Source organism: Legionella nagasakiensis (genome assembly GCF_900639915.1).
Classification (GTDB): Bacteria; Pseudomonadota; Gammaproteobacteria; order Legionellales; family Legionellaceae; genus Legionella_A; species Legionella_A nagasakiensis.
Window position 1 is genome coordinate 1 of sequence record NZ_CAAAID010000003.1, and the last position, 25,136, is coordinate 25,136.

Below are 25,136 nucleotides of genomic sequence, written 5' to 3' on the forward strand. Positions count from 1 at the left end.
GAATGCATGACCCTCATCTGCTTCATGCTCTTTTATCCAACGACTAAGCACATTCGGATTAAGCGACAAACTGCGAGCTGCTTCCGCCCGACTGTAGCCTTGATCTTTTACAAGGCTAATTGCATCAAGCTTAAATTCTTGTGAAAATTTTCTTCTAATTGTCATATCTTTTACTCCAGTTAAGTTTATTATCTCTTAACTGGTGTGTCCGAATCCATTAAACCACATCACTCCAGTGAAATAAAAAGCAATAGAGGTATCTTAGCCTTATTGAGAACCAGGCCTGATAACCTGAGTGAAGAAAAGAGGGCTAAAAGAGACGCATTTTTAATTCAAAATCCGGCTATCGATGCAATCTATCGATTCCAACAACAACTTCATTCTCTTTTAATGAAAAGAGCTTTAACTCAAAAGGCATGTCGTAAAGTAATACCTACCTTCTTAGACATGCTTACTGAATTAAAACAAAGTGCTTTTAAAGCCTTAGCTTCACTGGGTAAGACACTGGGAGCTTGGAAAGATGAAGTCGCCAGAATGTGGCGGTTTAGTAAATCAAATGGAATCACAGAAGGGTTTCATCGCAAAATGAAACTCATTCAGCGAAGAGCTTATGGGTTTAGAAATTTTGAAAATTATAGAGTGCGTGTTAAGGTGCTCTGCGGGTGATTAATAGCTGCCCCCTTAAATGGGAAAGAGCCAACAGATCATAGAGAAGGCCAAGACCTTGGCAGCAGAATCAGGCTCAGATTTAATTGTATTAGACACCTTAAAGCCTAGCTTAAATCGATTATATGAAAAACACGGTGCAGAAGTAGCTTGTGAAGGTAGATTATTCTCTCATCCGACTGATGTGTTAACTATGCGCATTTAAGAATAAAGATTCTCGTTTTAAAGCAAAACATTTAAACGGCTCTCCCCCAACAAAGGGGGCATTTGGCTCTACACTAATTAAGGGGGCATTTTAATCTTCCTTTTGACCGTCAAATCAAAGGGTTAGTCTAGATTAACTCGATTAAAATGCCCCCTTTGTTGGGGATGAGCCCCAAGGTTTTGTGTTCTTGATTAGTGCCCCCGGATTTGGGGATGAGCCAAGTTTGCTATTTAAAATGGCGCGCCCGGAAGGATTCGAACCTCCGACCCCCTGGTTCGTAGCCAGATACTCTATCCAACTGAGCTACGGGCGCGTGTTTTGTGGCGGAGAGAGAGGGATTCGAACCCTCGATGGGATTTTGTCCCATACTCCCTTAGCAGGGGAGCGCCTTCGACCACTCGGCCATCTCTCCAATCAATGGAGGGGAAGTATATCAGGTATTCAGATGTCGTCAACTCCAGCTGAAAATTTCCCAATGAATTTATTTGCTGAGTGGTTAATCAACCATAATTAAGTGGAATGACAGTATTTCCAAAAAATGGCGATTGCTGCTATCTTTAGTCTGACATTTATAACGCATTATTCAGAACTTATCATTTTTAATATCAATCGGTTTGTTCATCAAGAATGGATACTGAATATTGCAAATTGATATGACATTGCCAGCTATCATGGCAAATATCAGGAGGAGCAATGAAACATAAGTCAAATTTGAGTGGCAAAGATGTCTATGTGATTGATGGAAGCCGTACCCCTTTTTTAAAAGCCAAGACGGTGGGACCTTTTAGTGGATCGGATTTGGCTGTAGCAGCCGGTATTCCTTTGTTGAATCGCCAGCCTTTTTCCCCTAAAGAGTTGGACGAAGTCATTATCGGGTCTGCGATGCCGGGTCCGGACGAAGCAAATATCGCTCGAGTAACAGCATTAAGACTTGGCTGTGGTGAGAAAGTGCCGGCTTTTACTGTCATGCGAAATTGTGCATCTGGTATGCAAGCTCTGGATAATGCTGCCATGCAAATTGCTGCTGGGCGCAGTCATTTAGTGTTGGCGGGAGGGACGGATGCTATGAGCCATGCTCCTTTATTGTTTAATCAAAAAATGGCTGCATGGCTTGCTAAATGGTCCACTGCCAAAACGTTTAGACAACGGACTGGTTTAGTTGCAGAATTCAGGCCTTCTTATTTTGCTCCGGTCATTGCCTTGCTTCGTGGTTTAACGGATCCGATTGTTGGCTTAAACATGGGGCAAACCGCTGAAAAACTGGCATTTAGGTTTCATATTACACGAGAACAAATGGATGAATATTCCTGTGAAAGTCATCATAGACTGGCAAAAGCATTTAATGAAGGCAGAATGCATGAAGTGGTTCCTATGATTGACACACGAGGAGAATTGTATTTTAAAGACGATGGTATTCGAGAAGATTCAACCGTTGAAAAACTGGCAAAATTAAAACCGTTTTTTGATAAAAAATATGGCATGGTAACGGCAGGGAATAGTTCACAAATCACGGATGGCGCTTGTTTACTACTCTTAGCAAGTGCTGATGCTGTCAAAAAATATAAATTGCCCGTGATGGGAAAAATCGTTGATTCCCAATGGGCAGCATTAGATCCTGCTCAAATGGGACTTGGACCAGTACATGCAGCTACCCCCATCATGGAACGTCATCATTTAACACCACAGGATTTTGATTGTTGGGAAATTAATGAAGCCTTTGCCGCGCAAGTGCTTGCATGTCTTGCCGCTTGGGATGATGATGAGTATTGCCGCACTCACCTGGGGCTAAAACAAGCAATGGGAGCTCCATCTCGTGATATTTTAAACAAAGATGGTGGCGCAATTGCCGCTGGGCATCCAATTGGTGCAAGTGGTGCACGCATTGTATTGCATGTATTACAAGATCTACAACAACGAAATGGAACACGTGGCATGGCAGCGATCTGTATTGGTGGTGGCCAGGGCGGAGCGATGTTTCTGGAGCGAACAACAGAGGTAAAAGGACATGAGTAATTATAAACATTGGACAATGAAAAAAGACTCAGAGCACATTGTTTGGCTCGGTTTGAATCGTCAAGATACATCCGTTAATGTCATTAATGACGAAGTGCTTGATGAACTCAATGGTCTCTTACAGGAGATAGCACCAGAAAAGGATGTGAAAGGTTTAATTATTCATTCGCTTAAACCAAAAGGGTTTATTGCCGGAGCTGATGTTAACGAATTTTCTAAATTTGATAATCCAGCACGTGCTGTGGATTTCTTACGAAAAGGCCAGGCTGTATTTAACCGTTTGGAAGTTATGTCTATTCCAACCGTTGCAATGATTGATGGTTTTTGTATGGGAGGAGGATTGGAATTGGCTTTAGCGTGTGATTATCGTATAGCAACAGATGATAAGAGCACGCGGTTAGGGTTGCCTGAGGTTTTACTTGGCATTCATCCAGGATGGGGTGGAACAGTACGTTTGCCTAGATTGATTGGTGGGTTTCATGCTTTATCAGAAGTTATTTTAACTGGCTCAGCCTTGTCGGCCCATAAGGCAAAAAAATTAGGTTTTGTAGATGATGTCATGCCATTTCGTCAACTTGAGCGTGCTGCAATCTATTATGTGAAAAATAAGCCGCCAAAACACAAGCCAACCTTTTTACAATCTTTAAGCAACCATGCATGGGCTAGAATCTTATTGGCTAAGGCATTTCGTAAGCAAGTTGCTAAAAAAGTCCGGAAAGAACATTACCCAGCCCCTTTTTCTGTGATTGATTTATGGGAGAAAGAGAGCAGTTATGATGAAAGAGCATATTTGAAAGAAGTTGATTCCATAGAGCAGCTTATTACGAAAAATGAAACCGCGACGAATTTGATTCGAGTTTTTCAGTTGCGTGAACGTTTAAAAGGTTTTGCTAAAAAAAGTAAGTTTAAAGCTGAACATGTTCATGTTATCGGTGCAGGGGTCATGGGTGGTGACATTGCAGCATGGTGTGCTTTAAAAGGATTGCGTGTAACGTTAGAAGATAGATCCTATGAACATATTGCTCCGGCTATTGGAAGAGCGCATAAGTTGTTTAAGAAAAAACTGCGAACAACAAGAGACATTCAGGCAGCAACCGATCGCTTAATCGCCGACCCGCAAGGATACGGTATTTCTCGTGCTGACGTTATTATTGAAGCCGTATATGAAAATCTGGATGTAAAACAATCCATTATGAAAACGGTTGAAGAGCGAGCAAAACCCAATGCCATTATCGCTACGAATACTTCAAGCATTCCGCTTGATGAAATCAGTATGGTCATGAATCATCCACAAAAACTGGTGGGCATTCACTTTTTTAATCCTGTGGCAAAAATGGATTTGGTCGAAGTAGTCAGTAGTTCTAAGACATCAAAAGAAGTTGCACAAGCTGCCTGTTCTTTTGTCGATCAAATTAGTCGTTTACCGCTGCCCGTTAAATCCAGTCCGGGATTTTTAGTGAATCGTGTCCTGATGCCCTATTTAATGGAATGTGTGCAATTGCTTGATGAGGGCTATCGTGCCGAACTTATTGATAAAGCCGCAAAATCCTTTGGTATGGTTATGGGACCTGTAGAGCTGGCTGATACGGTAGGAATGGATGTATGCCTCGCCGTTGCAGAGAATTTAACGGGTCATTTTGGCGGTAAAGTTCCGCAAAAATTACAAGACATGGTTAAAGCAGGCAAATTAGGCCGTAAATCAGGAGAAGGTTTTTATCGATACAAAAATGGGAAACCTGTAAAACATGAAGTAACCAGTCAAGGTAATGAAAAGGAAATTGCAAACCGCCTGATTTTGCGTATGGTGAATGAGGCTGCTGCCTGTTTGCGTGAAGAGGTCGTTACTGATGCTGATTTACTGGATGCGGGAATGGTGTTTGGCACAGGGTTTGCACCATTTCGCGGCGGTCCTATGCATTACGCCAAGCATTTTGGCCGAGATAAACTCAATGAGTTGTTTTCACAGCTGGAAACGCAATATGGAGAACGGTTTAGAGCGGATGCTGGTTTGTAATATTTTTTAAAATCCTTAATCATAATGTATTAAATCCCTCCCAGCCTTTCTTTAAAAGGAGGTAACGCAACACCCTTTTTGAAAAGAGAGGTTAGGAGGAATTGTTCTGAATCAGGAAATCATTATGATACACAAGCTTTTAAAGAGTTTTCTTTTTTTGCTGTATGCGAACCATTTGACTGCTGCCATCTATGCACTCCCTGCGGAAGGCGATGTGGTTGGCCAGTTATTTTTTGCTCATCCCCACCCGGGTGAAACATTAAGTGAGGTTGGCATACGTTTTGATATTGGTTTTGAAGAAATGCGGCGAGCGAATCCTCACGCTGACGAAGAGCAACCATTATCCCCCCAAATAACACTTTTAATTCCGTCACAATTTGTCTTGCCTGCAGTACCTCGACGTGGAATAGTGATTAACTTGCCAGAATATCGGCTTTATTATTTTCCAGAACATGATAATGTAGTTATTACCCAGCCGGTAGGGATTGGGCGTCAAGGATGGAATACACCAATTGGTGTAACCCACATTATTGCAAAACAAAAAGATCCGATATGGCGACCAACAGTAAATCTGAAAGCTTATGCAACTAAGCAGGGGCAATTGTTGCCAGAAGAATTCCCTCCTGGTCCAGCAAACCCTCTTGGGCGTTATGTGTTGCGTCTAGGTTGGTCAACTTATCTTATTCATGGCTCGAATCATGCAGATGGTGTTGGGATGCGGGCCAGTGCAGGCTGCATTCGTATGTTGCCTGATGACATAGAATATTTATATGAACTAGTCAATGTTGGCACTCAGGTTAAGATCATTAATGAACCATTGAAATTTGGCCAACTGGATGACATTGTTTACATGGAAGCTCATCCTATGTTGCAAGAAAAGCGCGGCACTCATATTCAAACGTTGGTAGAGCCTCTTCTAAAGCATTTAGGTGCAACTGCTTCTTTAATCAATCAGAAAGCCATGCAGCAAGAGCTTAACCTCCTAAGTGGTGTCCCTCGAAAAATATCAATCTGATGCGTTGATATGCATGAGTGAGGTCGCTTTTGTGCGTAAAGGCCGCTGACAAAATGAATACAATTTATGAACAATAAGGACAATAACAACGCTGGCAACTAGATCAATGGGGTAATGCCAACCTAAAAGGATACAAGAAGCAAATAATAACAGGTTAACAATAAGTAAAAGTCCAAATGCAATAGGCCATGGCCGTAGCAAATATAGACAAAACCAAGCCCAGATTGCATGGAACGAAGGCGTTGCAATCATGCCTCCTTCCAAGGTTGTGGGCTGTATGTAACTGTGAATTTGATGAAATTTTAGTCCAGTGGCTCTTTGAGCTTCAAAAAATAATGGACTATCAATGACACTGGCTGGAGCAGTTGTCGGGAAAAAATAGTAAAAGGTGTACCCAATAAGTGCACTTGAGAACAATAAAAAATAATACTCACGCATTAATTGAAAACGCTTTGCTGCGATCACCAACAAGGGGATAAAGTTTAACTGGTAGTCGAGTGTTCGATAGGAATACACCAATAACGTGTTAATGACAGGGTGAGCGCGAGTCCAACGCACGATGCCTTCCATATTAATGTACAGTGATGATTCAAATCTCATAATGTATTTGTCAATAGGCGGGAAAGGCGTGTATTGAATTGCATTGCAAGCAAAAAGCAGGATCATGACGACGGTATAATAATAAATGGCCTCTTTTATCATTAATGTTAAGTTACCAGAGCGACCATATTGCAAGATTGCTCCCGAATACGTTAATAGTAAAAAGAGAGCAATGGTTACAAAAATTGGTGGAATGTAATTATTACCAGGGTATTGGTAATAAAAATAATTGATTGCCATGACAATAATGGAAAAGCCACTCAATCCTGCACCTGTAGAAATGATGCATGGTGTTTTCAGAGTATGCATGATTTTGTCGTATTAATTATTCAGTGGCTGCTTGCTCTTTCTGCTTGATTGCATGATAGATTTCTTCCCGGTGGACATTAATTGAGCGAGGAGCATTGATGCCAAATTTGATGTTGCCATGTTCTTGAGTTTTAAAGGCAACTATCTGAACCAGTTCGCCGTTAATATCAATAATTAATGGTTCTTCAAAAGGGACAGTTATGATATACATGAAAAAACCTTTTTATTTTTTAATATGTTATAACTTATTTGTTCGATAAATGCAATCTGACAAAAAACATCAATAAAAAATAAATACGATTTTGTTTTGCTTAAAAATGGAAGGAAGCCAGGGTATCCAATCTGTCTAAATAATTAAAGCAATCATGGTATGCATGACTCTAGGGCGTAAAGTATCTTCCCTTTGTCTCACCTGAAAATCAAAGCAAAAAATTGCTCAATACATTCAAATCGGTTATGATTAAGCGCTTTTTAAAACCTTGTCTTACCACGAATTAATTCGGGAAGACTGTAATCCAAAAGGAGAATTCATGAGACATTACGAAATTGTCTTTCTAGTGCACCCTGATCAAAGCGAACAAGTTCCTGCTATGGTTGAGCGCTATGAAAGTTTGATTACCAAACACGAAGGAACCATTCATCGTAAAGAAGATTGGGGACGCAGGCAGTTAGCTTATCCAATTAATGATGTTCATAAAGCTCATTACATTTTGATGAATATTGAGTGTAATCAAGTTGCGCTGGACGAGTTAAAAACCGCATTTAAATTTAATGATGCAATACTAAGATATTTAGTAGTTAAGCAAAAGCATGCTATTACTACAGAATCCGTCATGATGAGAAAAGAAAAAGAAACTCGCGCAGCTTAAGAGGAGAATTGTTATGTCAGCTTATTTTCGTCGCAAAAAAATGAATCGATTTGCCGCAGAAGGTGCAGAAGATATCGATTACAAAGATATTAATTTATTGAAAAATTACATTACTGAAACAGGTAAAATTGTACCTAGCCGAATCACTGGCGTACAAACCCGTTTTCAACGGCAATTGGCCAAGGCTATAAAACATGCACGGTTTCTTGCCTTGCTGCCTTATTGTGATCGACATCAGTAAAAAATGACCAGGTTGAGCATGTTTATGCGTAATCAGGCTAAGTTTTTGTTAGAAAATCCATGGCATGCAGCATTATGTGCAGTGGTATTGGCATTGCTTCCTTACACATCGTGGTTGTCTGTGGCATTAATTGCTTTAGTCACGTTGCGAAAGGGTAGTCGAGAAGGTGGTTTGATGTATATGGCTGTCCTTCTGGCTCATTGTTCTCTCTCGCTGACAACATTGACAGCAAAACTTGCTCTCATCAACACGTTGCTTATCTTTACGCCGTGTTACCTTGCTGCCATTCTGTTGCGTACGACCGCCAGTTGGCGGGCAGTGGCCGGAGGTTTTTTTCTACAAGTACTTATCGTTATGATGTTACTGCAGACCATGTTGCCAGATTTTAGTATGGCCCAGTTTCTTTATTTCAAAGCTGCTTTACGAGATTTACACTACGATAATGCTTTATTGGAATTTGTAAATAGCAGTCATGGTGCCAAGGATTTGATGCTGGCGAATTATTTGCTTGGTATCCAAGCTGCAGGGATTGTTCTTTCTGCGACTTTGTCGTTGATGCTTGCGCGTTCCTTGCAATCCCAGCTTTATTATCCTGGTGGCTTTAGAAAAGAGATGCTTGATTTTCGCAGTGAAAAATTAGGATTATTCTTGCTGGTCATTATGATGTTTGCTGCAAGTCATAATAATATTCTTGCTATAAATATTTTGCCAGTATTAATAGCCTATTTTTTACTTTCAGGATTAAGCTTAGGCTTTAATCTGTTTGCGAAAAAACGACTGTTAGGTTCATTTTTATTGTTGATAACGCCATTGTTGTTAATGCCATTGGTGATGCTGCCTATCTATGTGGTGCTAGGTTCATTAGATAGTTTATTTAATTTTAGATTATATCTGCCCAGATCGTATTCTTAATTTTAAGAAGAACGATGAAGCTGCGGATGAAAATATGAAGGGGTTTATGATGGAAGTTATTTTATTAGAGAAAGTGAGAAATCTGGGAAATTTAGGCGATAAAGTTTCTGTCAAGGCTGGATATGGTAGAAATTTTTTGATTCCGCAAAATAAAGCTGTTTTCGCAACGGCAAAAAATATTGAATTGTTTGAGCAACGACGTGCTGAGTTAGAGAAAAAAGCACAACAATCTTTAGCTGCAGCAGAGCAACGTGCCGCTAAATTAAATGATATTACTGTGGTTATATCAGCTCAGGCAAGTGACGAAGGCAAATTGTATGGTTCAGTCGGTGTGAATGAAGTTAAAGATGCTTTATCTGAGCGTTCTATTGAAGTTCATAAACGTGAAATTGTCATGCCAGAAGGTTCTTTGCATTCAGTGGGTGATTACATAGTTGAAATTCATCTACACAGTGATGTCATAGCAAACTTAAAAGTGGAAGTTGTTCAAGCTAAATAATCTCTTAAAACCTGGTTGCTATTTAGAAGTAACCAGGTTTTAACATACGTTCAGTCCTAATTTATTTCTTTTTACATCAAGTAATTTGCAGCAATTGCTCCAGCAGCTACAGCAATATGAGTTTTATTTTCCCAAAGAAAATGACCGATACCGCCTAATAATTGGGCAATTTCAGCCGTATAGGTATAGGTGGATGATTCCGGTGTTACTACGGGTGCACTGCTTTCTTTTCGACGATGTGCAAGAAAAGGACAACCTTTCATAAAATCCTGTGTGGAGAGTCGTCTATGCATATTTTCTAGTGTGGCCGCAGGAACACTGGCTTTAGGTCGAAGACTCATGATTCCATGCAGTTCTGGGATGAGTGATGGGCATAAATGTTCAATCAGGGGAATAATTCCTGTATTAATACCATGAGCATGTTCTGCTTCAACAGACGTAGAGGGGGAGCTTTGTAAGTGATTTCCTATCTTATATAATGCTTTCAACATTTTTTGAAGTTTCTCTTGATCGCCTTGACTCATTTCGTCCATCACTTCTTGAGTTGATTTCCCCGGGAAGCCAAATAAACAGCTTATTCTTGCTAGTTGCTCAAGTCCCAAACCTTCACGCAATAAAGTAACTAAATCCTGACAGTAACTGTATTGCAAGCCTAAAGCTAATTTTGGCGCGTCAGGATTTTTACCGTAAACCACAATTGTTCTGGCTAACTCCATGAGTTGAGTAACCAATGTTCTTGCTTTTTCTTCATCCTCTAAAACATCGATGCATAATTTATATAAATCGCTGGATTCTATCGGAGCTTCAGACTCCAACGATCTGGCTAAGAGTTGTTCCAGTATCATCTGCTCAGCGACTAAATCGGCTGTGGATAGTACAGCACTTACATGCATTCCCGTGTTAAAAGAAGGGGTTGCTAATTCACCATTAAGTTTTACATCAATCATTGTGGGTGATGGTTCAACCAGGGGCGTGTCATCATAAGCCTTAAATAAGATTGCTCCTTCGCAATCTTTTAAGTCAAATGCATAGGCAATCGCTTTAAGATTATTGCAGCAGATATGACTTGAATTTGTGAATCGGATAGGTAATGTTTCTCGCTCACTTCGAGAACGGGTGACGTGTAAGGGCTCGACTAATTCATTCAGTAAAGCACCTGTTAGTAGGTCATCAATCACATCAGGCTCCCTTTCAAGTCTTTCTTTTAGCCGGTTTTTCATGGCGGACAAAGTACCGTCTAGCATAGGACGTGGATCAAAATCATATTTTTGTAAATGATCAAAAATATGATACATAGCATTAAAGGCTTGATTTTGAATAAATAATCCTAATCCGGATGTATTACTCAAACGACCTGCCTGCAAAATGGCCTGCTGGGCTTTGGTGCGTTTATAGAATTCGCCCTTTGATATGGCCGTTACTCGTATGATGTCTTCAGTGATATCTTGGGGTAAAATTTCACCAGTTGCTTCATGAATAATCCAACCTAATGGAGCAGGATCCATTGGGGCACCACTGAACTTGACTCGAATGGCCAGTCCATTACTTTCAGAAGTATACGTTTTTTTATCATCGGTGATGATATCAAGAGTTGGAATGTCTGCTGTAAAAAGTTCTGAGTGATCGTCTAGGCGTAAGGTAGTGCCATCAAGTTGATGATACGTACGAATTGCATGGTCAAGCAGCGCTCGTTGTTCTGGTGTTGTCCCTACTGGACAAGCGACGTATTTAAAACCTTGGTTTTTTAGCTCAAATTGCATACTGCGACCAACATTCCACACAGGCGAATGAATAATATCCCAGATGCCTTGTTCTCCATAATATCCTCTTGAATTCACATGAATTAAAGGTTGGGCTCTGGTATTTAATACTTTACTTTGTCCTAAAGTACAATGCGCATTGTGTTCGTATGTTTGTGTTGCAGTGACAGAAGCATGCATTGGCCGACCACCCATTTTTTCACGGAAAAACAAACCGGTTTCATCTCGCCCTTCGGCAGGTCTTTCAACGGGGTTCGTTGTATAGTCAATTCGCGCAATCTGTTGGAGTAGCCCTGCACGCTTGCCATGAGATAAATGGTTGCGAATCACAAGAGCGCCAAGGTTGCTAAAACGCTCAACAAACGCTTGGAATGGCGACAAAGAGGTATCCGGATCAATATACTTTTTATCAAGAGTAAATAAATCATCGGTGAATCGTAGGCCAGTATATTGTAATACGTAACCAGTATCGGTTAAAGGCATGGGGACTCCTAAGAAAGATCAGCATTCCCTCGCCCAAAATTTTGCTTAATAATAAATCTTGTGGTTTATTTTATTTTTATTTTGAATAAAAATCAATTTATTTGGTTAATAAATAACATGAATCAGCCTTCATTATGAATTAAAAATCAGTAGGACTCTAAGTGGATGACTGCATAAGCAGGCTCTTCGTAAGGATGGATTTCTTTTAGTTTTTTTACGACTAAATGAATTAATTCGGCAGAACAAAGCATTTCAACTTTATATTCATTGACAAAAGTTAACTCTCCTGATTCACCAATGGTTGGATTAGCTCCTGCAAGCGGCCGAAATTGGCCTTGCCCTAATGTTTGCCAGCATGTTTCACTATAAGCGCCTTGTTTTCCTGCTCCAAGAGCAAATAAGGCCTGTTTAACTTCATCAACATGGCTTTCCGGTACGTAAAATATAAGCTGATATTCCATTACTTTTTCCATTTAATATTGCAGCCAATACTGGGTTTTTGATTTTCAGGCACAGGGCTTTCTTGGATAAGACAATCCAGTGCCGTTCGTATGGAATATCCATCAGGCTCTATGTCATTTCCAGGACGGGAGTCATCTAATTGTCCTCGATAAACCAAAACAAGATTTTTATCAAACACAAAAAAGTCCGGAGTGCACGCAGCATGGTAAGCTTTGGCAACTTCTTGCGTTTCATCATAGAGATAAGGAAACGGATAATGATGTTTCTGGGCAGTTTTTATCATATTATCAGGCGAGTCATCAGGATAATTTTCAACGTCATTGGAATTAATTGCAATAAAACGAACATTCTTTGATAGATAGTCCCTAGCCAACCGAGTCAACTCATGATTAATATGTTTTACATAAGGACAATGATTACAAATAAACATAATCACCGTTGCAACGATGTTCTGGGAGGCAGTGAGACTAACAGGTTTATCACTAACAACATCCAGTAATGAAAAATCAGGTGCGTGTGTCCCAAGAGGTAACATCGTTGATGGTGTTTTAGCCATACATTCCTCCTATCTACAATAAAATAGCCAAAGCCATAGCAAAGGCAAAAAATAAATTTAAGACGGCCCATAATAAGGCTACATATTTGCCACGATAAACATTATCCAGTGCATAGAGTCCCACAGCCAAGCTTCCAAATAAAAAAATCCAATTGTTTTTAAAAGAAAATCCTATTGAAAGCAAGGCAATACCTATGACACCAAACAAGCGAAAGACATTCTTAAGCTGACCGCTTAACAGATAATAAACCAACATTTGTAAAGTTAACAAACTTGGAAGTACAATCTGTAAAATAGGCCCTATCCCTAAAAGTTCGGCACCATAACCAGAAAGGAGAATGATTTCAAGTGCAATAAAATAAGTTAATTTGTAATAAATAGCTGTAAGAAGAAGTAAAGAGGCGCCTGAGACGTAATAAATTTGAGATTTTGTTTGAATAAAACCGAGTAAAACAATCAATGCGCCAATTATACCAGCGAAAAGAATGCATAATGAAATAATTTTTTTACCTACGGAACTACCAACGAAGTAAAATTCCTTTAGCGATGGCATCTTTAATTACCTGAGCTTGTGGCTTATTTGTTGATACCCAATAATTACCCATATTACTCAATGCGAATTTAACACGAGGATATTGGCAGACTTCAAGAACGTCACTACAATTCACCATCGCAGTAGTGTTATCTGTATGAGTAAAACATTTAAAATGGAGATTTTCAACATCTGATGCAAAGGCTGCCCAACGTAATGGATCTAATTTGCTTTTTAATGTGGGGCTCATGAAAACTTCACGTGTTTCATAACGCTCAAGCTCAATTTGGGTATTGGAGCGATTTTGAATGAGGTAGAATGTTTGTTCGCCTTTTTCATTCACAATAAGATAATTATCACTATAACCAAAACCTGATACTTCGCACCCTCGAGGGAAACTACCTGCCTTGCTTGTCCCAACGTAAATTGCCATACATGTAAAAATAATGATAACTTTGTTAAGTGTCATGAACAGTCTCAGAAGCAATCTTAGTGGTCTTATTTTAATTTAAAAAAAATCAAAGTCCAATATTAGGGTGAGTTGACATTTCAGTTCATAGTTTTAATTAATGTTTACCAATTGTCATTTTTGCGATGATCATAGGTGAGTAAGTACGGTAGATACTTAACATTAAATACATCGCCACATACCCCAAAGAAATGCTCAGCAAGATTGGATTACTTTGCGGATAGTTCCATAATAATAGAACAGAGCTTATCCCATAAATAATTGAACAAGTATGCATAAGTATTTTTAGCGTGGTCGATTGAGTAAGATAATCAAGCCGTGATGGGTAAACATATTTTATAGGGACAAAAATTAAAAAGCATAAAATACCTATAATCCAAGCATTGGTTGTCATGGATGTGTCAAAAATAAACATGTAAAAAACAGCAAAATTCCAATAGCAAGGGAAGCCTTTAAAAAAATGATCGGGTGTCTTGGCATCGTCTTGGCAGAATTGATAGGCTGAAGCAAGCGTAAGTGCGAAAATAAGCCATAATGCATAATCAGAAGGAAGCATATCTGGCTTAACGAGTAGAAAAAAAGAAGGCGTTACCACATAATTTAGATAGTCCACCATATTATCAAGCAACGTGCCATCTATTTTGGGCAAAACTTCTTTTACACGAACCAATCGTGCCAGGGAGCCATCTACAGAGTCAATAACAACCGTTAATGCCATTAACCAGAGTGCAAGAACGTATTGGTGCTGGTATATTTTAACCAGACTTAATAAGCCTACAAAAACAGCACTAGCAGTGAATATATGAACGGCCCAGGCGAATGTGTATGGAGCAAAGCGACAGCCATTTTTATCTTTCATTAATTATCCTACTTGAATGGATATTTTCTATACTAACGAATAAATCAATACGTTAAAATTTTCCTACGCGATGGTATCAATAATTAAAACTTATCTGCAAGAATTCTATTTAATCCGCTACACTTTAGAATAAAATACAAGCAAGGAACTACATAATGCAAATTAAAACAATCAATCCTGCCACTGAAGAAGTGCTGCAATCTTATCCTTTATTTAAAGAAGAGCAAGTGTATGCCTTTATCGATGCAGCGCATCTATGTTATCAAGCTTGGCGTAAAACAAATTTTTTACAGCGACGGCAACGAATGAAAAAGATGGCAGAACTGCTGCGAAAAAAACAGGAAGAATATGCTTCCCTTATGGCGAAAGAGATGGGAAAACCACTGACGGCTGGTAAAGGCGAGATCGAAAAATGTGCCTGGGTTTGCGAACATTTTGCGGAGCAGGCTGAAACTTATCTTGCGCCGAGATTAATCCCTACAGAAATGACCAAAACAAAGGTATGTTATCAACCTTTGGGTGTCGTGTTTGCTATCATGCCCTGGAATTTTCCTTTCTGGCAAGTGTTTCGTTTTGCTGCTCCAACCATTATGGCAGGAAATGCAGCCATTTTAAAACACGCTCCTATTTCTACAGGAAGTGGGAATGCCATTGCTGAATTGTTTCTTGAGGCAGGATTTCCGGAACATTTATTTCAACATTTTATACTGGACAATGAGCTGGCAGCGATGGTGATTGCTCATGAAAAAATTATCGGTGTTAGTCTGACGGGCAGTGAACAAGCAGGTCGTATTGTAGCAAGTAATGCGGCAAGCCATTTAAAAAAATCTGTGCTGGAGTTGGGAGGAAATGATCCTTATGTTGTTCTTGCGGATGCTGATCTTGAACTTGCTGCCAATTGCATTGTAACGTCGCGCATGAACAATACTGGACAAGTCTGTATCGCAGCAAAAAGAATTATTGTAGTCCATGAGGTCATGGATGAGTTGATCGATAAGATCATAAAATTAATCGAAAAATTTCAGATGGGAGATCCTCTTGACCCTTCGACTAATTTTGGCCCCATGGCACGTAAAGATTTACGTGATACACTGCATCAACAAGTACTGGATAGCGAAAAAAAAGGCGCTAAAATATTGCGAGGAGGAGAAATTCCTCACCGAAAGGGTTTTTATTATCCACCGACCGTATTGATCAATGTCTGTCCCGGCATGCCCGCTTTTGATGACGAATTATTTGGCCCAGTTATTGCTGTCGTGAGAGCAGATGATGAAGCACATGCTATCCGCCTTGCGAATCAAAGCAAATATGGTTTGGGAGGGGCAGTATTTACCCGCAATCTGGAGCATGGTGAAAAAATTGCAACGGAAGAAATTGAGGTAGGCAGTTGCTTTGTCAACTCTCATGTTGCCTCTGACCCTCGTGTTCCTTTTGGAGGAATTAAACATTCAGGATTTGGGCGAGAGATATCAAGAGAAGGCATCCTTGAGTTTGTAAATGTTAAAACAATTAGCATCAAATAGTATGAGAACCAATCAATTAATCGTTGTTTTTGCCCAATATCAGCAAATGCACTGTTATGAAGGGGATAAACTTCTCAAAACTTATCCTGTGTCTACAGGTAAAAACGGACTTGGTGAGCAACAAAATAGTGAATGTACGCCACGTGGTTGGCATAGAGTTCACAGCATTATTGGTATTAAAAATGAAATCAATAGTGTTTTTGTTGCGCGACGTTGGACGGGGGAAATCTATTGTCCAGAGCTAGCGAAACAATATCCTGAGCGTGACTGGATTTTGACTCGTATATTACAATTGGATGGTTTGGAGCCAGGACGTAATAAAGGAGGTAAGGTAGATAGTCTGGAACGATATATTTATATTCATGGCACACCTGATACTACGGTGCTAGGCACCCCAGGATCTCGAGGCTGCATACGCATGGGCAATCGAGATATTATAGAGCTGAGCAATTGGGTAAACGTAGATGCTCGTGTATACATAGAATAATTGATTCTTGCGAAATCTTCCTGTACTGGAAAATTGCATTAAAGGTGCATCGCAATGATGATCGTTTTCAGAAATCAATAAAGAAGATTTTACTGATTGACCTGCTTTAATTTATGCAAATATTGCATTATCTCTTTCTTCCATATATCGCAAACTACCCTACATGGGTATATAATTTGGTTCAATTCATTATCATCATAATTCCATGCCAGATGGGGTGCTTGAATGTCTTACAAATTTGAAGCGGGTAAAGATCAAATCATTGAAACCATTGTTGACAAGATAAGGCAAAAAATAAGTGGGGAACAAGCTGTTTTTTGCGCAGAGTTTGTACGTCAGTTTTTTGGTACCGTGGCATTGGACGATCTGTTAGAGTGGGAAATAGATGATCTATACGGCGCTGCCATCAATTTCTGGTCTCTTATATATCGTCGTGCACCCGATGAAACTAAAATTAGAATCTACAATCCTGATTTTGAGCGACACGGTTGGCAGACCACTCATACCGTAGTCGAAATCATATGTAAAGATATGCCATTTTTGGTGGACTCCATTCGTATGGTTGTCAACCGTATGGGCTTATCTTCCCATCTCATCATTCATATGGGGGGCGTGCGTTTATTACGTGGAAAAGATAATGAAGTAACGGGCGTATTACCACAATACGATCAAACACATTCAGAAGCAGAAACCGATGCTCCTATTTTTATGGAAATTGATCGACAAACCGACCCTCGCATACTGGATGAATTATACCGAAATTTTGAACGTGTATTAGAAGATAATCGTGTTGTTGTCGAAGATTGGCATCCTATGCGAGAAAAAGTCAGACTGATTATTCATGAACTGGATATTGCTTCTCCTACTTTGGATCCAAATGAAGTTGCAGAAACTAAAGCCTTTTTAAATTGGATTGAAGATCACCACTTTACTTTTCTTGGCATTAGAGATTATGAAATCGTTCATAAAGGTAAAGAAACCATTTTACAAGCTATCCCTGAAACTGGATTAGGCGTGCTTAAGCAAGGGTTAAGTAAATCAAAAGCACGAAGCATTTCTGCTATGACGCCTGAAGCGAGGGAATTAACCTTATCTTCTCGTATTCTAGTGATGTCTAAAACGAACACACTCGCTACGGTCCATCGTGATGCTTATACCGATTATATCGGTGTAAAACGGTTTAATAAAAAGGGACAGGTAATTGGTGAATGTCGCATTATTGGTTTATATACTTCAGCAGCCTATAATACCAACCCCAAGCATATCCCATTCTTGCGTCATAAAGTGGCGCAAATTATGAAGAATTCGTTATTGAGTCCACGCAGTCATGCCGGGAAAATCTTACTCAATATTTTAGAAACATTGCCTCGTGATGACTTAATTCAAGCATCAGAAGATGAATTGCTTGAAATTGCAATGGGAATTTTCCATATGCAAGAGCGGCGACGTATCAGAATGTTTGCCCGCGTAGATGTTTATCGCCGATTTATATCTTGTCTGGTCTATGTCCCCAGAGAGCGCTTTAATACAGAGCTTCGGCAGGAAATGCAGGAAGTGTTACGTGAAAGCTTTAATGCGCAAGAAATTACTTTTTCCACTCGTTTTTCTGAATCTGTTTTAGCTCGGATTCATTTTATTATCCGAATTAATCCACAAGAAAGCATTGAATTCAACTTTAAGGAAGTTGAGAAGAAATTAATTGAGATAGGACGCTCCTGGATCGATGATTTACAACAACACTTAGCCGAAGCGTTTGGTGAAGAAAGGGCTAATCGTTTATATATGCAATATAAGGATGTTTTCCCGGCGGTTTATATGACCAATTTCCCTCCTCGAACGGCAGTATTTGATATTAAACATATCGAGCAACTTTCCAGGGAAAATGTGTTAAGTATGAATTTTTACCGTCCTTTAGATGAATTTTCAGATACATTTAGACTTAAAATATATCAAAACGATACAACCATTCCTTTATCGGACGTTTTGCCCATTATTGAAAATCTTGGGATGAAGGCACTCACGGAACGTCCATATTCGCTTAAGTTTGCTGATGAAAAAGTAACCTGGATCAATGACTTTGCCATGCAATATACGCGTGGTAATATCTTTAATTTTGATGATATCAGAGACTTATTTCAAAATGCATTTACCAATATTTGGTTTGGTAATGCAGAAAACGATGGTTTTAATCAACTCGTGTTAGCAGCTGGCCTAGATTGGCGGCAAGTCTCTGTTTTAAGAACTTACGCTAAATATTTTAAACAAATTGGTATAACATTTAGTCAGGATTATATCATTTCCGCATTAAATAATAATGCATTACTTGCAAAAAAATTAGTGCAACTATTTGAACTGCATTTCAATCCAATAAAAATAAAAAATCGTGAAAATCGGATTCATAGTTTGGTCTCAGAAATATTAACGGATTTGGATGCAGTGGAAAACTTGGACGAAGATAAAATTATTCGTCAGTACATCCAAGCCATAACGTCAACATTACGTACTAACTTTTATCAACTTGATGAGGATGGTGAATATAAAAATTATATTTCCATAAAATTAAACAGTAAAACCATTGCCGGTGTTCCTAGACCTTATCCAATGTTTGAAATTTTTGTTTATTCACCTAAATTAGAAGGGGTTCATTTAAGGTGTGGCAAAGTTGCAAGAGGAGGGATCCGTTGGTCTGATCGCAAGGAAGATTTTCGCACAGAAATATTAGGATTAATGAAAGCCCAACAAGTCAAAAATGCGGTCATTGTGCCCAGCGGAGCCAAGGGTGGATTTGTTGCCAAACAATTACCAGTGAGTGGTAGTCGTGAAGAAATGCTTGCTGAAGGAATTAATTGTTATAAATTATTTATCCGCGGTTTGTTAGATATTACGGATAACTACAAAGAGGGGCTTATTGCCAAACCAGTCAATGTTATTTGCTATGATGAAGATGATCCTTATCTGGTTGTTGCCGCCGATAAAGGTACAGCCACTTTTTCAGACATTGCCAATGAAATTTCCGTAAAATACGGTTATTGGTTAGGAGATGCTTTTGCATCTGGTGGCTCAGTTGGATATGACCACAAAAAAATGGGTATTACTGCCAAAGGTGCCTGGGAGTCAGTCAAACGCCATTTTTATGAAATGGGGATGGATATCCAAACAACCGACTTTACTGTTGTGGGAATTGGCGATATGGCAGGCGATGTTTTCGGCAATGGTATGTTGTTGTCTAAGCGCATCAAATTAGTTGCTGCCTTTAATCACATGCATATTTTTATCGATCCCGATCCTGACCCTGAAATAAGTTTTAAAGAACGGCAGCGTTTATTTAATTTACCACGCTCATCTTGGGCAGATTATGATAAAAAACTAATTTCTAAAGGTGGTGGTGTTTTTAATCGTAGCGCCAAATCGATTGTAGTCAGCAAAGAAATGAAACAATTTCTTGGAATTAAACCAGCTTCTGTCGAACCGAATGAATTAATACGCATTATTTTGCAGGCTAAGGTTGATCTACTTTGGAGTGCAGGCATTGGCACCTTTATTAAAGCAAAATCAGAAACCAATGCTGAAGTTGGTGATCGAACCAATGACATGATACGTGTTAATGCAAAACAATTGTGCTGTAAAGTGATTGGTGAGGGCGGTAATCTAGGTCTTACTCAGTTGGCACGGGTTGAATACGCTTTAAATGGCGGTTTTATTTATACAGATTTTATTGATAATTCTGCAGGAGTTAGCTGTTCGGATAAAGAAGTTAATATCAAAATTCTGCTTGATATGATTGTCGCTGCTGGTGATTTAACCATCAAGCAGCGTAATGAATTATTACTTGAAATGACTGACGAAGTTTCGCGACTGGTCTTGCGTGAAAATTATTTACAAACTCGTGCTATCAGTTTAATGGCTGATCAATCATTACGTTCGTTGGAATTACATTCCCGTTATATTAATGAATTGGAACGTAGTGGAAAACTGGATAGACGTCTTGAGTTTTTACCTGATGAAAAAACATTGTTAGAGCGCAAACTGGCTGGAAAAGGTCTAAGCAGGCCAAGTATGTCCGTCTTGTTTTGTTACAGTAAAATCTTATTGAAAGAAGCAATTTTATCATCCGATGTCCCTGAGGATGCTTATCTTGAGCAATTTTTAATTCGGTCATTTCCTGAACCATTACAGGTTCGCTTTAGGGATGAGATGCAACGTCATCCTCTGAAGCGGGAAATCATTGCAACTAAACTCAGTAACATTATTATTAACGAGATGGGTTTTTCATTTGTATTCCGCATGCAGGATGAGACCGGAGCGCCAGTTTCTGCGATCGTACGAGCCTACATGATTACACGCAGTATTCTTGATATGGATACCATTTGGAAACAAATTGATGCTTTAGGCAACCAGATTAGCGCAGAGAGTCAGATAGAAATTATGATGATGTATGTGCGCCTTCTCAGACGACTGGTTCGCTGGTTTTTACGCAGTCAACGTAAACGTTTAGACATCTCCAAAGCAGTTAAATTGTATGCCGCCGGCGTAGAAGAATTAAAAAAATCTCTACCAGGAATTTTGGGGGATAATAATCGTGCTAAATACGATGAGCATCATAGAAAATATCAAGAAATGGGATTAACGAAACATTTAGCTCATGAATTAACAATCACTCGAGCATTGTTCGCTGTATTGGATATTATTGAGGTGGCTCATCAATTGAATGTTAAAATAAGCAAAGCAGCTGAAGTTTACTTTAATATTGGCGAGTTTCTTGAATTGGCATGGATTCGTACACAAGTCATCATTCAACCTACTGATAATCATTGGGAAGCCTTATCAAGAGAAGCTTTACGGGATGATTTAGACTGGCAGCAACGACAATTAACTGCTGGGATTATTCTTTTTGATGAAAAGAAAAAAGATTTTATGAAATGCTTTAATATATGGGCAGAAAAACATGCCAATCTTATTGAAAGATGGCGTCATGTATTAAATAACTTACGATCAACCAACACCTTGAACTACACCATGTTTTTTGTGGCGACCCGTGAATTACTTGATTTAACTCAAACAACCATGCAAATGCATGAAAACAAAAATCGCAAGGAATTGGTGGAAGCATGAAGCTTGATGTATTGAGGTGAAACATAACGAGGATTTTTAATTCATAATAACAAGGAGTATGTGTGAAACGCGCTGTAGTTACTTACTCAATGGGCTCTAAAGTCATTCACTGGTTAAGTGCTGTAATTGTCATTACGATGTTGTCACTTAGCTTTTTTTTGGGAGATTTGCCAGAAAAATACCAACCTTTGGGCTATCTTATTCATAAGTCATTTGGATTAACTGTCCTTTTTTTATTTTTTTTACGTATACTTTGGATTATCTGTCGAGGTAAACCCTCCTTGCCTACAACTGTTCCAGGTTGGCAGAAAATAATGGCAAGAAGCGTGCAATATAGCTTATATGTCTTTTTGTTTGCTATGCCAATGAGTGGTTGGATTATGTCGGTTTCGGCAAATAGAATCCCTGTTTTTTTTGGCTTATTTCCAGTTCCTTTGCCAATTGAGCCTAATAAAGGACTAGCAAAATTGATGGCTGATGCTCATGGAGTCATTGCATGGATTTTAATTGTCCTTATCGTTTTGCATGTTGCTGGTGCGATGAAGCACTATTTCATCGATAAAGATCGGGTTTTGCAAAGCATGCTATCCGATTCTAGGCAAGATTGATCATCTGCTGATGTCCTTCAATCAGGCACTGAGATGGATGATTGAGTAAGATACTGGCGGCAATAATGAACTGTTCATCATCTATAGGACAAAAATCGATAAGCTCGCCAATCTCGGTCTGGCTATTGTCGGCATACAATTTTTTCCCTGATAGTAAGGGTTCTTTTGTTTGAATAACAAATGATTTTAGTTCATGTTTTAATGTTGCGCGAAAATGCGTTCGCGCAATAATTTCCTGGCCTCTATAGCATCCTTTAGCAAAATTCAAATAACCTGAATGATGTAAACTCAAGCGATGAGGGAGAAATAAACCGCGTGATTCAGGATAAATATCAATCCGATGATTTTTTAATTGCAATGCATGCCATGCAAGAGATCCACGCCATTGATTTTTTTGTAAATAAGGGGTTACAAACGCAGTTTGCTCGGCAGAAACAAGAAAAATAAAAAAATGATTCCCTAAGTGATAACAGCAATACTCATCATTGTTAAACACACTCAATTCATCCATTGGGGGTTCAAGATCAAAAGGAATTAAATCTTCTTGATTTTGCAGATAGAATCCAAATAATTGGTAGGAAGAAGAAGCCCGTAAATGCACCTTAGAAAACATCGCAGCTTTCATTAAGGATTGCTGGGTATCCTCCATCAAATCATTTGGAAGAATAAGATGAAGTCCTTGCCACTCCAATACATCAAGTAACGCCATGACACGGCCTTTTAAATTACACAGCGCCCCTTGACGCATTTGCCAGGGATGAACTTCTCGAACATCACAACTTAATTGTCCTTGTAAAAATTCCCTGCCCTGTTCTCCTTGGACATTCATGATTCCCAGATAAGATAAATCAAAGAGATAATTCTTATGCGGTTCAAAAATTAATTCCAAATTCAGAGGCGAAAAAACGGTGAATGAACGGTTATTAATAAGATAATGTGTTTCGGTCATCGATGTTTTGGATTGCTGTTCTATAGAGTCATAGTGTACCATTATAGTGTGTTAAAATCTTTTAGTTTGACAGCGCATGGTATCTTCCGAAAAAAAAGCCAAAATAATCTGGCATTGCCGGCGGGGCATGCTCGAACTGGATTTAATCCTGAGTCACTTCATGGAAAAACAATTTGATTTGCTATCTGATAAACAAATCCACGCGTTTGAAAAGCTATTGAATTGTCAGGATCCCGATATTCATGCCTGGTTAATGGGTTATGAGCAACCAGATGACAAGGAGCTAGCCAATATTGTTGCCATTATCAAACTTTACAATAACCATTAAACCATCAAAAGACTATTTAAAACTGGCTATCCTTAGCCATGGCTTAGCAATGTTTGCCTTATTACAATCTGCCTTACCTCTTAGCATAATAATGATTATGGCTATTGTCTTATTATTTTCACTGCATTCTATTTTTCATATCAGCAAAGACCCGCCTACTTATAATGGATTATCTTTCCAGTCTGGCGCATGGTTTTTACATCGCTATAATGGACAGCAAATTAAATATGAGCACTTATCGATTTTTTTTGATGCTGGCTTCTTTTTCATTGTAGCATTAACCAACCATGATGTTCGAAAAACGTTAACCATTTTTACGGATCAAATCACATCATCCCAAAAAAGAATTTTTATGTATTATGGGAAAATAAAGAAAAAATAAGAGGTTGTTAATGAATGCCTCATTGCATGTAACGCTGTTGTGATGTCCATCGATGAAGATTACGTTTGGTTGAAAGCCGATTGGGTCAATGTTTTTTGCTTTGCAACAAGCCACAAAACGCCTAGCCATAATCCTGTGTAACTAAGTGCATACAAAAAGGAAGACATTGGAGAAGACACCCAACCAAATAGCCATTGGGTAATAAGCTGTTTTACATTACTTGTTGAACCATCGGCACCTTGAAAAATAATCATTGCCTGTACTTTTAAGAAAAAAACATGCAAAACATACGCGAGCATGGCATTGGTGCCAAAAATTTTAAAAGGCTCTATCCAATGCTCCCAGTTCTTAACTTCAATTAACCAATAGCATATAGCCAAAACAAACAAAGCGAGTCCTCCGGTCCATAAAACATAAGAGCTTGTCCAGAGTGCTTTATTAAGTGGAAATTCCATGCCCCATAGCCATCCAAAAATTGCAAGAAGTGTGCCAGCACAACACAAACCTGTTAATTTTTGTTTTTTTGAACGGATAGACAATAGCCAAAACCCAGTCAAGTTTCCCAATAATGCGGTCGCAATTGCTGGAAGAGTACTTAACAATCCCTCTGGATCGTATACTTTTCCATATAAATGAAGTGAAGAAAAAAGAAGGCGATCCAAAAAAGCAGCAAGGTTTTCTGATGGAGTCAAATGATTTGCACCATAAAAAGGAACAGGAATTTTGGTTAAAAGAAACCAATAGATAATTAAAATGGCAAATAGGATAAAAGCTTGTGTTTGAGGTCGTGTGGTTAAAAAAATCAGTGAAGCAAAAAAATAACAAATGGCAATACGTTGCAATACACCAAAGAAACGAAGGGTAGTGAAATCAAAATGGGGAAATAAATTTAAAGCCAACCCAATCAAAAATAATAAAATAGAGCGTCTAAAGATTTTTTGTAACAAATTCTGAAATGATACGTGTTGTGCACGCGCTTTAGTCAAGGTAAAGGTCAAGGATACGCCAACAATGAAAATAAAAAATGGAAAAACAAGATCAGCCAAGGTGCATCCATGCCATGAGGAATGCGTTAACCAAGAATAGGTAATTTTATCACCAGGACTATTAACCAAAATCATCAAAGCGACCGTTAAACCTCGGAAGACATCTAAGGCTAAGAGGCGAGGATGTTTTTTATTCATAATGAATGAACTATTTTAAGGAAATGAATTCTATTGTTAAGAATCATTTATTCATTTTTTATACATATTAACAAATTTAATATCATATACAAAATCATT

General features: G+C 38.9%; 24 protein-coding genes, 2 tRNA genes and 2 pseudogenes. 15 read left to right on the forward strand and 13 right to left on the reverse strand.

Annotation, left to right across the window (positions count from 1 at the left end; genetic code table 11):
- On the reverse strand, positions 1–165 hold a 165-nt coding region (locus tag E1O52_RS02900), incomplete at its 3' end, for a transposase (RefSeq protein WP_133126957.1).
- A gap of 72 nt (positions 166–237) precedes the next feature.
- Here E1O52_RS02900 and E1O52_RS02905 point away from each other — a divergent pair.
- Positions 238–666, forward strand: a pseudogene (locus tag E1O52_RS02905) (transposase); the annotation flags it as partial.
- A 19-nt stretch (positions 667–685) separates the two neighbouring features.
- Positions 686–871: pseudogene (locus tag E1O52_RS13320) on the forward strand (GNAT family N-acetyltransferase); the annotation flags it as partial.
- A gap of 236 nt (positions 872–1,107) precedes the next feature.
- On the opposite strand, the gene E1O52_RS02915 reads toward E1O52_RS13320, so the two are convergent.
- Together E1O52_RS02915 and E1O52_RS02920 are read right to left on the reverse strand one after the other, a co-directional pair.
- Positions 1,108–1,184: transfer RNA gene (locus E1O52_RS02915), tRNA-Arg, on the reverse strand.
- An 8-nt stretch (positions 1,185–1,192) separates the two neighbouring features.
- Positions 1,193–1,283, reverse strand: a tRNA-Ser gene (locus E1O52_RS02920).
- A 281-nt stretch (positions 1,284–1,564) separates the two neighbouring features.
- Here E1O52_RS02920 and E1O52_RS02925 point away from each other — a divergent pair.
- From E1O52_RS02925 to E1O52_RS02935, 3 genes are all read left to right on the forward strand, one after another.
- The gene (locus E1O52_RS02925) at positions 1,565–2,884 is read left to right on the forward strand and encodes an acetyl-CoA C-acetyltransferase (protein ID WP_133127221.1); all 1,320 of its coding nucleotides are present in this window, start codon (positions 1,565–1,567) and stop codon (positions 2,882–2,884) included.
- On the forward strand, positions 2,877–4,898 hold the full coding sequence (locus E1O52_RS02930) for a 3-hydroxyacyl-CoA dehydrogenase NAD-binding domain-containing protein (protein WP_133127222.1): 2,022 nt from the start codon (positions 2,877–2,879) through the stop codon (positions 4,896–4,898). Before E1O52_RS02925 ends, E1O52_RS02930 begins: the two co-directional genes overlap by 8 nt.
- Positions 4,899–5,022: 124 nt before the next feature.
- The gene (locus E1O52_RS02935; RefSeq protein ID WP_133127223.1) at positions 5,023–5,913 is read left to right on the forward strand and encodes a L,D-transpeptidase family protein; all 891 of its coding nucleotides are present in this window, start codon (positions 5,023–5,025) and stop codon (positions 5,911–5,913) included.
- Here the strand turns inward: E1O52_RS02935 and E1O52_RS02940 are convergent.
- Positions 5,905–6,822: a phosphatase PAP2 family protein gene (locus E1O52_RS02940; RefSeq protein WP_133127224.1), complete on the reverse strand. Its 918-nt coding sequence runs from the start codon at positions 6,820–6,822 to the stop codon at positions 5,905–5,907. The genes E1O52_RS02935 and E1O52_RS02940 overlap by 9 nt on opposite strands.
- A 16-nt stretch (positions 6,823–6,838) precedes the next feature.
- A complete protein-coding gene (locus E1O52_RS02945; protein WP_133127225.1) occupies positions 6,839–7,033 on the reverse strand; it encodes a carbon storage regulator in 195 nt (64 codons plus the stop codon).
- A 319-nt stretch (positions 7,034–7,352) separates the two neighbouring features.
- Between E1O52_RS02945 and rpsF the strand changes: the two genes are divergently transcribed.
- From rpsF to rplI, 4 genes are read left to right on the forward strand one after another with little or no spacing between them, the layout of a single operon-like run.
- Entirely contained in the window at positions 7,353–7,691 is a 339-nt protein-coding gene (rpsF, locus tag E1O52_RS02950; protein WP_133127226.1) for a 30S ribosomal protein S6, read from the forward strand.
- Positions 7,692–7,704: 13 nt separating this feature from the next.
- Entirely contained in the window at positions 7,705–7,932 is a 228-nt protein-coding gene (rpsR, locus tag E1O52_RS02955) for a 30S ribosomal protein S18 (protein ID WP_133127227.1), read from the forward strand.
- Positions 7,933–7,956: 24 nt separating this feature from the next.
- Positions 7,957–8,844 (forward strand): YybS family protein, encoded by an 888-nt coding sequence (locus E1O52_RS02960; RefSeq protein ID WP_133127228.1) that lies wholly within the window; start codon positions 7,957–7,959, stop codon positions 8,842–8,844.
- Positions 8,845–8,893: 49 nt separating this feature from the next.
- Positions 8,894–9,343: a 50S ribosomal protein L9 gene (rplI, locus tag E1O52_RS02965; protein ID WP_133127476.1), complete on the forward strand. Its 450-nt coding sequence runs from the start codon at positions 8,894–8,896 to the stop codon at positions 9,341–9,343.
- A 71-nt stretch (positions 9,344–9,414) separates the two neighbouring features.
- Here the strand turns inward: rplI and ceg17 are convergent, their stop codons facing one another.
- The 6 genes from ceg17 to pcsA all read right to left on the reverse strand — a co-directional run bounded on the left by ceg17 (position 9,415) and on the right by pcsA (position 14,464).
- The gene (gene ceg17 / locus E1O52_RS02970; RefSeq protein WP_207384164.1) at positions 9,415–11,586 is read right to left on the reverse strand and encodes a Dot/Icm T4SS effector Ceg17; all 2,172 of its coding nucleotides are present in this window, start codon (positions 11,584–11,586) and stop codon (positions 9,415–9,417) included.
- A 146-nt stretch (positions 11,587–11,732) separates the two neighbouring features.
- A complete protein-coding gene (locus E1O52_RS02975) occupies positions 11,733–12,047 on the reverse strand; it encodes a YqfO family protein (protein WP_207384165.1) in 315 nt (104 codons plus the stop codon).
- Positions 12,047–12,604: a thioredoxin family protein gene (locus tag E1O52_RS02980; protein ID WP_133127230.1), complete on the reverse strand. Its 558-nt coding sequence runs from the start codon at positions 12,602–12,604 to the stop codon at positions 12,047–12,049. Before E1O52_RS02980 ends, E1O52_RS02975 begins: the two co-directional genes overlap by 1 nt.
- A gap of 13 nt (positions 12,605–12,617) precedes the next feature.
- Positions 12,618–13,157, reverse strand: a complete 540-nt coding sequence (locus E1O52_RS02985) for a hypothetical protein (protein ID WP_242602137.1) — start codon at positions 13,155–13,157, stop codon at positions 12,618–12,620.
- Entirely contained in the window at positions 13,123–13,605 is a 483-nt protein-coding gene (locus tag E1O52_RS02990) for an enhanced entry protein EnhB (RefSeq protein ID WP_133127231.1), read from the reverse strand. The genes E1O52_RS02985 and E1O52_RS02990 overlap by 35 nt, the downstream gene beginning before the upstream one ends.
- Before the next feature lie 97 nt (positions 13,606–13,702).
- Entirely contained in the window at positions 13,703–14,464 is a 762-nt protein-coding gene (pcsA, locus tag E1O52_RS02995; RefSeq protein ID WP_133127232.1) for a phosphatidylcholine synthase, read from the reverse strand.
- Positions 14,465–14,619: 155 nt separating this feature from the next.
- Between pcsA and E1O52_RS03000 the strand changes: the two genes are divergently transcribed.
- The 4 genes from E1O52_RS03000 (at position 14,620) to E1O52_RS03015 (ending at position 22,194) form a co-directional block, all read left to right on the forward strand.
- Positions 14,620–15,987 (forward strand): NAD-dependent succinate-semialdehyde dehydrogenase, encoded by a 1,368-nt coding sequence (locus tag E1O52_RS03000; protein WP_133127233.1) that lies wholly within the window; start codon positions 14,620–14,622, stop codon positions 15,985–15,987.
- A gap of 1 nt (position 15,988) precedes the next feature.
- On the forward strand, positions 15,989–16,474 hold the full coding sequence (locus tag E1O52_RS03005; protein WP_133127478.1) for a L,D-transpeptidase family protein: 486 nt from the start codon (positions 15,989–15,991) through the stop codon (positions 16,472–16,474).
- A 225-nt stretch (positions 16,475–16,699) separates the two neighbouring features.
- Entirely contained in the window at positions 16,700–21,586 is a 4,887-nt protein-coding gene (locus E1O52_RS03010) for an NAD-glutamate dehydrogenase (protein ID WP_133127234.1), read from the forward strand.
- A gap of 62 nt (positions 21,587–21,648) precedes the next feature.
- Complete coding sequence (locus E1O52_RS03015) at positions 21,649–22,194, forward strand: cytochrome b (RefSeq protein WP_242602138.1); 546 nt, start codon at positions 21,649–21,651, stop codon at positions 22,192–22,194.
- Here the strand turns inward: E1O52_RS03015 and ygfZ are convergent.
- The gene (gene ygfZ, locus E1O52_RS03020) at positions 22,181–23,185 is read right to left on the reverse strand and encodes a CAF17-like 4Fe-4S cluster assembly/insertion protein YgfZ (protein WP_242602139.1); all 1,005 of its coding nucleotides are present in this window, start codon (positions 23,183–23,185) and stop codon (positions 22,181–22,183) included. The genes E1O52_RS03015 and ygfZ overlap by 14 nt on opposite strands.
- A 34-nt stretch (positions 23,186–23,219) precedes the next feature.
- Here ygfZ and E1O52_RS03025 point away from each other — a divergent pair, with 34 nt between their 5' ends.
- Positions 23,220–23,471 (forward strand): FAD assembly factor SdhE, encoded by a 252-nt coding sequence (locus tag E1O52_RS03025; RefSeq protein ID WP_133127235.1) that lies wholly within the window; start codon positions 23,220–23,222, stop codon positions 23,469–23,471.
- A complete protein-coding gene (locus E1O52_RS03030) occupies positions 23,437–23,853 on the forward strand; it encodes a hypothetical protein (protein WP_133127236.1) in 417 nt (138 codons plus the stop codon). The genes E1O52_RS03025 and E1O52_RS03030 overlap by 35 nt, the downstream gene beginning before the upstream one ends.
- Before the next feature lie 59 nt (positions 23,854–23,912).
- Here E1O52_RS03030 and E1O52_RS03035 read toward each other — a convergent pair whose 3' ends face one another.
- On the reverse strand, positions 23,913–25,037 hold the full coding sequence (locus E1O52_RS03035; RefSeq protein WP_133127237.1) for an acyltransferase family protein: 1,125 nt from the start codon (positions 25,035–25,037) through the stop codon (positions 23,913–23,915).
- Positions 25,038–25,136: the final 99 nt, after the last annotated feature.